At 62.2% G+C, this 9,732-nt stretch carries 11 protein-coding genes; 10 read left to right on the top strand and 1 reads right to left on the bottom strand.

The genetic code is table 11. From position 1 onward, the window contains the following. Positions 1 to 217: 217 nt before the first annotated feature. Positions 218 to 1,546 carry a UDP-glucose/GDP-mannose dehydrogenase family protein gene (locus HMPREF0178_RS10445; protein ID WP_009733382.1) on the bottom strand — a complete coding sequence of 443 codons (1,329 nt, stop codon included), beginning with the start codon at positions 1,544 to 1,546 and terminating at the stop codon, positions 218 to 220. A 168-nt stretch (positions 1,547 to 1,714) separates the two neighbouring features. Between HMPREF0178_RS10445 and acpS the strand changes: the two genes are divergently transcribed. From acpS to HMPREF0178_RS10395, 10 genes are all read left to right on the top strand, one after another. Further along, entirely contained in the window at positions 1,715 to 2,110 is a 396-nt protein-coding gene (gene acpS, locus HMPREF0178_RS10440; protein WP_009733381.1) for a holo-ACP synthase, read from the top strand. Positions 2,111 to 2,144: 34 nt separating this feature from the next. Continuing rightward, complete coding sequence (hslV, locus tag HMPREF0178_RS10435; RefSeq protein ID WP_009733380.1) at positions 2,145 to 2,678, top strand: ATP-dependent protease subunit HslV; 534 nt, start codon at positions 2,145 to 2,147, stop codon at positions 2,676 to 2,678. Between the two features lie 619 nt (positions 2,679 to 3,297). After that, complete coding sequence (locus HMPREF0178_RS10430) at positions 3,298 to 4,230, top strand: amidohydrolase family protein (RefSeq protein WP_005024919.1); 933 nt, start codon at positions 3,298 to 3,300, stop codon at positions 4,228 to 4,230. A 90-nt stretch (positions 4,231 to 4,320) separates the two neighbouring features. Beyond that, positions 4,321 to 5,658, top strand: a complete 1,338-nt coding sequence (locus HMPREF0178_RS10425) for a 4Fe-4S dicluster domain-containing protein (RefSeq protein WP_009733379.1) — start codon at positions 4,321 to 4,323, stop codon at positions 5,656 to 5,658. Between the two features lie 61 nt (positions 5,659 to 5,719). Next, positions 5,720 to 6,277: a BMC domain-containing protein gene (locus HMPREF0178_RS10420; RefSeq protein WP_009733378.1), complete on the top strand. Its 558-nt coding sequence runs from the start codon at positions 5,720 to 5,722 to the stop codon at positions 6,275 to 6,277. An 18-nt stretch (positions 6,278 to 6,295) separates the two neighbouring features. Next, the gene (locus HMPREF0178_RS10415) at positions 6,296 to 6,700 is read left to right on the top strand and encodes a BMC domain-containing protein (protein ID WP_009733377.1); all 405 of its coding nucleotides are present in this window, start codon (positions 6,296 to 6,298) and stop codon (positions 6,698 to 6,700) included. 92 nt (positions 6,701 to 6,792) lie between these two features. Continuing rightward, positions 6,793 to 7,719, top strand: coding sequence for a hypothetical protein (locus HMPREF0178_RS10410; RefSeq protein WP_009733376.1), 927 nt, complete (start codon positions 6,793 to 6,795; stop codon positions 7,717 to 7,719). A 33-nt stretch (positions 7,720 to 7,752) separates the two neighbouring features. After that, positions 7,753 to 8,520 carry a cobalamin adenosyltransferase gene (locus HMPREF0178_RS10405; RefSeq protein ID WP_009733375.1) on the top strand — a complete coding sequence of 256 codons (768 nt, stop codon included), beginning with the start codon at positions 7,753 to 7,755 and terminating at the stop codon, positions 8,518 to 8,520. Continuing rightward, complete coding sequence (pta, locus tag HMPREF0178_RS10400) at positions 8,520 to 9,512, top strand: phosphate acetyltransferase (protein ID WP_009733374.1); 993 nt, start codon at positions 8,520 to 8,522, stop codon at positions 9,510 to 9,512. The genes HMPREF0178_RS10405 and pta overlap by 1 nt, the downstream gene beginning before the upstream one ends. Before the next feature lie 88 nt (positions 9,513 to 9,600). Continuing rightward, positions 9,601 to 9,732: BMC domain-containing protein (locus HMPREF0178_RS10395; RefSeq protein ID WP_009733373.1), on the top strand; the 132-nt coding region annotated here is incomplete at its 3' end.

Below are 9,732 nucleotides of genomic sequence, written 5' to 3'. Positions count from 1 at the left end.
CTCTTGTCGTTTTTCCCCCGGAGGCAAGCGGGACGGCCTTTCAGAAAATCAAGAAACAAAGAAAGCCGACTGAATATTTCCCAGTCGGCTTTCTTATCTCTTAACGGGCGGGCGCTCTTTCAAAAAGGCAATCACCCCTAACAACCTAAGAGCGGAACGGACTCCCTCCGCGCGGCCTCCCCTCCCCCGCTCTTCACATCCTTACCTCGCCTCTTCCCTACTTCTTCCCCACGCAGAAATACGCGAAGCCGCGCTTGCCGAGGACCGAGGGCGAGTAGAGATTGCGCCCGTCAAAGAGGACGGGGGCGACGAGGGATTCCTTTATGCGATCGAAATCGGGGTTGCGGAACTGGTTCCACTCGGTGGCTACCAGCAGGGCGTCGGAACCTTCGCAGATGGCGTATTGATCGTCTTCGATAAAGACCAGAGGATTGTCCGCCAACAGCTTCCGTGCGTTGGGGCCAGCGATGGGATCATAGGCCCGGACGCGCATACCGCGTGAGGTCAGCTCCTCAATGATGGCAAGCGCCGGAGATTCGCGCATATCGTCGGTATTGGCCTTGAAGGCAAGCCCCCACAAGGCGAGCACCTTGCCGAACACCCCGCCTTGCGGCTCAAAATAATCGGCTACCCGGAACGCCATGGAGCGCTTCTGACGGGCATTCACGCCTTCGACGGCCTCCAGGAGTTCAGGACGCATACCTGCCTCATGGGCGGTATGGATGAGCGCCTTCACGTCCTTGGGGAAGCAGGATCCGCCGTAGCCGATGCCGGGATAGATGAACTGATAGCCGATGCGGTGATCCGAACCGATGCCCGTACGCACGTCGCGCACGTCCGCGCCGACCTTCTCGCACAGCGTGGCGATTTCGTTGATGAAGGAAATCTTGGTCGCCAACATGCAGTTAGCCGCGTATTTGGTCATTTCCGCGCTGCGGACACTCATGACGATGAGCTTTTCGCGGCTCCGGGCAAAGGGAGCGTAGAGGTCGCGCATGGCGGAGGCCGTCTTTTCGGAAGACGTGCCGACGATGACCCGGTCGGGCTTCATGAAATCCGAAACCGCGTCGCCTTCCTTGAGGAACTCGGGGTTCGACACCACATCGAAGGCAATGTCCTCTCCACGGGCGGCGAGGGCGGCGGCGACAAGCTCGCGGACACGGTCGGCGGTGCCGACGGGCACGGTGGACTTGTCCACGACGATGAGCGGCCCCCGCATGTGCTCGCCGATCTGGCGGGCCACGCCTTCCACAAAGGAAAGATCGCAGGAACCATCGGGATGCGAGGGAGTGCCTACGGTGATGAAGGCAAATTCGGCGTCATCCAATCCGTCCGCAAGGCTGGTCGTAAACCGCAGGCGGCCTTCCTGCCGGTTGCGGCTGACAAGGTCTTCGAGGCCGGGCTCGAAAATATGGATACGCCCGCTGTCGAGCAGGGCCACGACTTCCGGGTTGACGTCCACACAGCGGACGTCATTGCCCATTTCGGCGAAACACGCCGCGCTCACAAGACCGACGTAGCCGGTGCCGACAATGCATATGCGCATAGATGCTCCTTGGCAAAACAGTACGGACGGGACGCCGGGCGCGGTGGCGGCGCAACAGGATTCGGAAACGGAGCCCCGTCATTTCTCCCACGTGTAACCATCCGGCGGCACAGCGTCAACTTGACTTCGAACCCCGCTGACGGCAACCTGCTGCCCGAGGGGGCGCATATGGCAATCATCGGCATCGGACTGGACCTGATCGAACTTTCCCGCATGGAGCGTTCGCTGCATCGTTTCGGGGAGCATTTTCTCAACCGCATCATGGCGGACGACGAACGGAGCGCCGTTCCCGGCGATCCCGCCTCCCCGTCCGCGCGCGCCGTTTCCTATGTGGCCGCACGGTTCGCCGCCAAGGAGGCCGCGGTCAAGGCGCTTGGTACGGGCTTCGCCGAAGGCATAGGCCCCCGCGACGTAGCCGTGCGCTCGCTGCCCTCCGGGAAGCCCGAGCTCGTTCTGTCCGGAAAGGCTCGGGAAAAGGCCGACGCCCTCGGCGTAAAAAAGCTGCACCTCACGCTCACCCATACCCGTGACAATGCCGCCGCCGTGGTTATTCTGGAAGGGTAACCTCCTCACCATTACCGAGAACAAAGGATCATTCATGGAACTTCGCGGAACCACCATCCTCGCCGTGCGCCACAAGGGCCACGTCGCCCTCATCGGCGACGGGCAGGTGACCATGGGACAGAGCATCGTTATGAAACACACCGCCAAGAAAGTCAGGCGGATGTATAAAGATCAGATCGTCGCCGGATTCGCCGGGGCCACGGCGGACGCCTTTACCCTGTTCGAACGCTTCGACGCCCACCTCGAACAGACCGGCGGCAACCTGATCCGCGCCGCCGTGGAGCTCGCCAAGGACTGGCGGAGCGACAAGTTCCTCCGCAAGCTGGAGGCTATGCTCCTTGTGGCCGACAGGGATCATACGCTCGTGCTCACCGGGACCGGCGACGTGATCGAACCCGACGACGGCATCGCCTCCATCGGCAGCGGCGGACCCTACGCCCTCTCCGCCGCCCGAGCCCTCGTCCGCCACAGCGATCTTGACGCCGAAAACATCGCGCTGGAAAGCATGAAGATAGCCTCCGAGCTCTGCGTGTTCACCAACGGCAACTACACGCTGGAAGTCCTGTAACCGCCGCGAACATGGGGGGCCGACGACGATGCCGTCCGGCCCCTTTTTGTTGTACTCCCCGTCGTCCCGCTTGCGCGCTCTCAGCCTATCATCCCCAGCCTCCCTTCCGTCCTCCCTGCTTCATATGATCACCCGCTCCATACGCAAGATCATCCGTTTTCTTTTGCCTTTTGCGTTTTTTCTTGTAACGTTCACTAGATACGGATTCCCCTTGCTTCACCGATGCAATCATGGCATAAGGACCCTTGTGCTGCGGATCGGCACAAGGAGCGATCCGATTGCGTTTTTATTCACAAGTCAGATGATGCAAAAACGCACCAACTGAAAAAACCGGTGGCGCATGCGCATCGACTTGGTCGCATTATTGCAACATTGGTGCATTTATGCATCATGCAATACCACGGCCTTAAGGCGATAACGCGGACAAAAAGTTTGTATTCCAGCCTGTTGCACAGGTTTCAACAAAAAACGATTCTTTCCGGATCTAATCAGGAACGTTTTTTGTTAGCCCCCATTTCCTTGCTGTCGTTGGGGAATCTCCTTGTCTGTGCAAAACTGGAACGGCATTTGCTCTAATGCTCACAAACCTTTTTGTGCACCAAGCCAGGAGAGTCAACTGATGAAAATAATCGACTTCCGCTTCCGCCCGAACACGCCGGAAATCATTAACGGCATCAAGAACAGCTCGATGTTCAAAGCCACCTGTGAAGCCATCGGCTTCGACAAACGCGTCCCCCAGGCTCTGCCCGAAATCGTGGCCGACCTGGATCGCCGTGGCGTTGAGCTGTGCGTCGTTTCCGGCCGCGACTGCGAAACCACCTACGGTTTCCCCGCCAACAACAACAGCATCCTTGAATTCTGCCGCGCCTATCCCAACAAATTTCTCGGCTTCTGGGGTATCGACCCCCACAAGGGAATGGACGCCGTTCGCGAAGTCGAACACGTGATCAAGGACCTCGGTATGCGCGGTATCGCCACCGACCCCTATCTCGCCCACTGCCCGCCGAGCGACGCCCGCTACTATCCCATCTATGCCAAGTGCGTCGAGCTCGGCGTGCCGGTCTTCGTGACCACCGCCCCGCCCGCCCAGGTTCCCCGCGCCATCATGGACTACATTGATCCCCGCCAGATCGACGTCGTCGCCCGCGACTTCCCCGAACTGATCCTGATCATGAGCCACGGCGGCTATCCCTTCGTCAACGAAGCCATCTTCGCCTGCATGCGCAACGCCAACGTCTACATGGACCTGTCCGAATACGAACTGGCTCCCATGGCCGAAGTGTATGTCGACGCCCTGAACAAGATGATCGGCGACAAGGTCATCTTCGCCTCCGCGCACCCGTTCATCGAACAGGCCGACGCCATCGAGATCTACAAGAATCTCAACATCAGCGAAGAAGTCCGCGAAAAGGTCATGTACAAGACCGCCGCGAAGATCCTCGGCCTCGACAAGGGCGTTTCCCTCAATACCGTGAAGCCCATGGCTCCCAACGGCTTCAACAACGCCAAGTTCCCGCTGCCGTTCCAGCCCTTCGCCCCGATGGGACGCTAGGCTTTTGCGGTGAATTGAGATTCCGGGCAGTGCCGTGGTGCGGAAACGCGCCGCGGCCTGCCGAACTGTTTTGGGTAACGAGAGGATAGCATGGATAAACAGGCGTTCATAGCGGCGGTGAAAGCGGCCGGTATCGTTGGTGAAGGTGGAGCTGGTTTTCCGGCGCACGTCAAGTACGCCGCCGACGCCGACACGGTTATCGCCAACGGCTGCGAATGCGAGCCCCTTCTGCACACCGACCAGCATCACATGCTTCACCACGCCAACGAAATCGTCCGGGCGTTCAGTGAGTTGATGCAGGCCACCGGTGCCAAGCGCGGCGTCATCGCATTGAAGAAAAAATACAAGGAAGCCACCAAGATCCTGACCGATGCCATCGGCAATCGGCCCATCGAGCTGGCGCTGCTCCCCAACTTCTATCCCGCCGGGGATGAACAGACCCTCGTCCGCGAAGTGACGGGCCGTTCCGTTCCCCCGCTGGGCCTGCCCCTCATGGTGGGCGCGGTGGTCGCCAACGTCGGCACGCTCGTGTCCGTGGCCCACGCCCTTGACGGCAAGCCCGTCACGCACAAATTTTTGACCGTCACCGGCGAAGTGAAGAAGCCCGGCATCGTCTGCGTGCCGATCGGCACTCCGCTTTCCGCCTGCCTCGAAGCTGCGGGCGGACCCACCGTGAGCGACCCCGTGTTCGTTCTCGGCGGCCCCATGATGGGCCGCATGGTGGACAACGCCGACGCCTTCGCCAAGGAAGTGGTCACCAAGACCTCCGGCGGTCTCATCATCCTGCCCCGCGGGCACTACCTGCACCGGAACGCGACCACGCCCCTCAATTTCATGCGTCGCCGCGCCGCTTCGGCCTGTATCCAGTGCCGCAGCTGTTCCGAGCTGTGCCCCCGCCACCTCCTCGGCCATCCTTTTGAAACGCATCGCGTCATGCGCGCCTTCGGCAGCAACGCCGAGCTGACCGCCGAAGCAGGCAGGCTCGCGCTCCTCTGCTGCGACTGCGGCGTGTGCGAACACGTGGCCTGTCCCATGGGCCTGTCCCCCCGCCGCATCAACCAGGCCATCAAGAATGAGCTGCGCGCGGCCGGGATGAAGTATGAAGGCAGCCGCGACGTGAACGAAGCCTACACCCAGTGGCGTGAATTCCGCCGGGTGCCCGTGCCCCGCCTGGTCAACAAGATCGGCATCAGCCGCTACATGGAGCTGCCCACCAACGATCTGGGCTCTCTCTCCCCGGCTGAAGTGCGTATCCCGCTGCGGCAGCACATCGGCGCTCCGGCCCAGGCCGTGGTGAAGGTCGGCGATCGCGTCAAGTGCGGCGACGTCATTGGTGAAATCCCCGAACAGGGTCTCGGCGCCCGTATCCACGCCAGCATGGACGGCGTGGTCAAGAGCGTCGACGGCGCCGTCGTCATCGGCAAGTAGCCCGCAACACGATACGGAAAGGGGCGGCCAGCCCGCCCCCTGACAAAAAAGGAGAGGCCCTGTGTCTGAATCATACACAGCCGTAGGAATGGTGGAATTCAACAGCATTGCCGCTGGTATCGACGCGGCTGACCAGATGGTGAAAACCGCTCAGGTCGATCCGCTGTTCTTCAAGACGATTTGCCCCGGCAAGTTCGTGGCCGCCGTGACCGGCGACGTGGCTGCCGTATCCGCTTCCGTGAATGCCGGACGCGAAACCCATGCCGATGCGCTGGTGGACTGGTTCATCATCCCCAACATCCACCGGGATGTGATCGGCGCCCTCGCCGGTGCCACGGGCATCACGGAACGCGGCGCGCTCGGCATCATCGAAACCTTCTCCGCCGCCTCCATCGTGGTGGCGTCCGATGCCGCCGTCAAGGCTGCCGACGTGCAGCTCCTTGACGTCCGCGTGGCCCTCGGACTCGGCGGCAAGGGCTATGCCCTCATGACCGGCGACGTGGCCGCAGTCAACGCCGCCGTCGAAGCCGGCTCCACGGCCGCCGCCGAAAGCGGCCTCCTCGTGAGCAAGGTCGTCATCCCGAGCCCGGCTGAAACCGTCTTCGAGCAGATTGCCTAAGGCAGTCAGGAGTAACCTATGAGTTTGGAATATAAACCTTCCCTCGGCTTCGTCGAAACCGCGGGCCTCGTCATCGCCATTCAGGTGGCCGACGCCATGGCCAAGGCCGCCGAAGTGGAAATCATCTCGGCCCACAAGGTCGACGGGCTGCGCGTTTGCGTCATCTGCAAGGGTGACGTGGCCGCCTGTCAGGCCGCCGTGGAAACCGGCGCCCTGCTCGCCCAGAGCCTCAACGGCCTGAACGGGTACAACATCATCCCCAGCCCCGCTGAAGAACCCGACTCCCTCATGGACATGCTTGCGGACATCAAGCGGAAGAAGGCCGCCCGCAAGGCCGCCAAGCTGGCTCGTATGGCCGCGGCCAAAGGCGAAGCTGCTGCTCCCGCCGCCGAAGAGTCCCCCAAGGGCAAGGCCAAGAAGTAGTCGTTTCGCGTAACGGAGGCGTGCCGACAGGCACCGGGAAACGGTGCCGCCCTGCACAGGATACGCCGCACGCCACCTAAAGGAATTGGGGCATGACCAAACAGATCATCACTGCCGAAACGGTCCGGCTCGCATGGAAAGCCGGCGAGTCGGTCATCGTCTATGCCAAGGGCGACATCGTCACCCAGCAGGCCCAGGACGATGCCCGGCATTACGGCATAACCCTGACGACGGAAACGCCCGTCGCCCCGTCCTCCGCTCTGGCGGAGCCCGAGGCGGAGGCTGTCCCGCCGGTCTCGCCGGTTTTGGAAGAAGTGCCCGCCAGTCAGGAACCTGTACACGTTCCCACGCCGGCGTTGACCGCCGATCAGCTTGCGGCCGCCGCCCGGCAGCTGCAGGAAGCGCTGATCCCGCTGACGCAGGCCCTGACCGCGTCCGTCGCTCCGGCGGCGCAGCCGGTGCCTCCGGTCGTGTTCACCCCCGGCAGCAACCCCATGGCCGCCGAGGCCGTGGCGGCTTCCGCTCCGGCAGAGCAGCGTTCCGATGACCTCCTCGTCGCCATCCGGCGCGGGGTCCTGTCGGCTCTTCCCGCAGGGACCGCCGACGAAGCGTTGATCGATCGGTTGATCGCATCCGTCCTTGCCGAAATGGGCGCTTGCGCGGCTCCCGAGACGCGCCCCGGCGTCAGGCAGGCTGGAGGCGTCACCCACGTCGACAGCAAAGCGCAGTACTGGGGAGGCTCCCGGGCGAAGGGCAGCGTGGCCGTCATGGACGTGCTTTCCCCCGCCAAAGGGGATGCCGCCTCCGTGGGCTATCTGGATTGGGAAAACCTCTCGTTTTCCTGGACGTTCCGGCGTACGGAAGTGCTCGTCGTGCTGGAAGGCGACTTGAACCTGAGCATTGAGGGCACGACCTTCAGCGCGGCCCACGGCGACGTGTTCAGCATCCCTGCGGGCACGGAAGTGGAACTCTCCTCTTCCGGGCACGTGCGGTGCGCCACGGTCGCGGTAGCCGCCTAGCCGCGTTCCTAGACCATAACGAAGGAAACAATCATGATCTTTCTTACCGAAGAAGATGTCAGACAGCGTTGCGAGCTGGGCCAGGGAGGCGAATTCTGCCTTCAGGCCGGCGAACGCCTGACTCCGGCGGCCACGGAGCTGTTGCGCAGTCGCAACTGCCGCGTGATCCTGCCCGGTCAGTGCACCGTGGAAGCGGCGCCTGTCGAAGAAGCCAAACCCGCGGCTCCCGCTGCGGAAGCGGCTCCTGCCGCCACGGCCGCTCCGGCTGCCGAACAGGCATCGTTCCCCGATGGAACCTACCTTGACGCCAATACGGTCGTCTCCAAGTCCCACCCGCGCATTTTCCTGCGCGGCAAGCTGGATACCCTCATTTCCAGCACGGTACTGGTGCAGACCGGATTCGACGGCAACAACAAGCTCCCCGCCGTCCTCAGAAACGGCCTTTCCGACATCAACGTGTGGCTGTGGCAGATCCTCCAGGCCGAAGTCTCCGGCGAAGCCGTGCCCGCGCAGTCCCTGTGCGGCATGAACGCCGAAGCGATCCGCCTCGTCTCCCACGATCCCATGAAATACCTCGGCCAGGGCCACATCGTCCCCGACGTGGCTCTCGGCCCGAACGTCGCGCTGCTCAACTGGCTGCGCGCCCAGGCCCGCGAAGTTGAAGTGGCCTATGTTCAGGTCGGCATGGAACGCGAAGACATCCTCGCGTCCCTGAACCGCCTGAGCAGCGCCATCTATGTCCTCATGCTCCTGACCGTCGTTGCCGAATCCGGCCGCGACATCAGCAAGGTTGGTCTGTAATGAGCGTGTTCGAACGTTGCCTCGAAAAATGCCGCGCCCGGAAAGGTGTCGTGGTCTACTCCGACGGTGAAGACCGGCGCGTGGTTTCCGCCGCCGCCAAACTGATCCGCGAAGGCCTCGTCGAACCCATCCTCATCGGCGATCCTGAAAAGGTGCGCACCGCGCTGCAGGAAAGCGGCGAAACCGGCGTTTCCCTCCAGGTCGTCAATCCGTACAACCCGGCCCTGCTTCAGCACAATGCCGCGGAGTACATGGCCATCCAGAAGGCCAAGGGCAAGGACATTTCGGAAGAGGAAGCCGTCAAGGCCGTCAAGAATCCCCTCGCTGCCGGTGCCCTCATGGTCCGCCGCGGTGAAGCCGAAATCGGCGTTGCCGGGAACCTGTCCTCCACGGCCGACGTCATCCGCGCCGGCCTGCGCATGGTCGGCACCGCCGCCGGAAGCAAGACCGTGTCGAGCTTCTTCTTCATGCTGAAGGACAACAGAGTTTGCATGTTCACCGACTGCGCGGTCATTCCGGAACCCACTTCCGCGCAGCTTGCGGACATTGCGATCAGCACCGCCGACGTGTACAAGCGCGTCATGGGCGACGAGGCCCGTGTAGCCCTGCTTTCCTTCTCCACGAAGGGCAGCGCCAAGCATGAGCGCGTCGACAAAGTGCGCGCGGCTCTTGAAGAAATCAAGACCCGCGAACCCAATCTGCTTGTAGACGGCGAACTCCAGTTGGACGCCGCCGTCGAGCCCGAAGTCGCCAGGCTCAAGGCGCCGGGGAGCCCGGTCGCCGGGAACGCGAACGTGTTCGTGTTCCCCTCCCTTGAAGCCGGCAACATCGGTTATAAAATCGCGCAGCGCTTCGGCGGCTGGACGGCCCTCGGCCCCCTGCTCCAGGGCTTTGCGCATGGTTGGCATGACCTTTCGCGGGGATGCAGCAGCGACGACATCTACAAAATAAGTGTCGTCGGCCTGGGCATGAACCGCGGAGGACAGCAATAAAACGGAACGGCACACAACACGGTAACGCGTTACCCGATCGTTCCGTTCCGGGTAACCAAGCTAACAACAATCCTAAAAGGAGTTCACAATGGACGCTCTTGGCATGATCGAAACCCGTGGTCTGGTTGGTCTCATCGAAGCCGCTGATGCTATGGTCAAGGCTGCTCGCGTGCAGCTCGTTTCTTACGAACAGATCGGCGGCGGCTACGTGACCGCCCTC

This window comes from Bilophila sp. 4_1_30, from assembly GCF_000224655.1.
Classification (GTDB): domain Bacteria; phylum Desulfobacterota; class Desulfovibrionia; order Desulfovibrionales; family Desulfovibrionaceae; genus Bilophila; species Bilophila wadsworthia.
Note: the sequence above shows the minus strand (reverse complement) of the source record. Positions and strands in the feature narration are given on the sequence as shown.

Excerpts from the sequence above, each read along its gene's own strand:
- HMPREF0178_RS10445 (WP_009733382.1), bottom strand. The coding sequence starts at position 1,546 with ATGCGCATATGCATTGTCGGCACCGGCTACGTCGGTCTTGTGAGCGCG.
- acpS (WP_009733381.1), top strand. The coding sequence starts at position 1,715 with ATGGCAATCATCGGCATCGGACTGGACCTGATCGAACTTTCCCGCATG.
- hslV (WP_009733380.1), top strand. The coding sequence starts at position 2,145 with ATGGAACTTCGCGGAACCACCATCCTCGCCGTGCGCCACAAGGGCCAC.
- HMPREF0178_RS10430 (WP_005024919.1), top strand. The coding sequence starts at position 3,298 with ATGAAAATAATCGACTTCCGCTTCCGCCCGAACACGCCGGAAATCATT.
- HMPREF0178_RS10425 (WP_009733379.1), top strand. The coding sequence starts at position 4,321 with ATGGATAAACAGGCGTTCATAGCGGCGGTGAAAGCGGCCGGTATCGTT.
- HMPREF0178_RS10415 (WP_009733377.1), top strand. The coding sequence starts at position 6,296 with ATGAGTTTGGAATATAAACCTTCCCTCGGCTTCGTCGAAACCGCGGGC.
- HMPREF0178_RS10410 (WP_009733376.1), top strand. The coding sequence starts at position 6,793 with ATGACCAAACAGATCATCACTGCCGAAACGGTCCGGCTCGCATGGAAA.
- HMPREF0178_RS10405 (WP_009733375.1), top strand. The coding sequence starts at position 7,753 with ATGATCTTTCTTACCGAAGAAGATGTCAGACAGCGTTGCGAGCTGGGC.
- pta (WP_009733374.1), top strand. The coding sequence starts at position 8,520 with ATGAGCGTGTTCGAACGTTGCCTCGAAAAATGCCGCGCCCGGAAAGGT.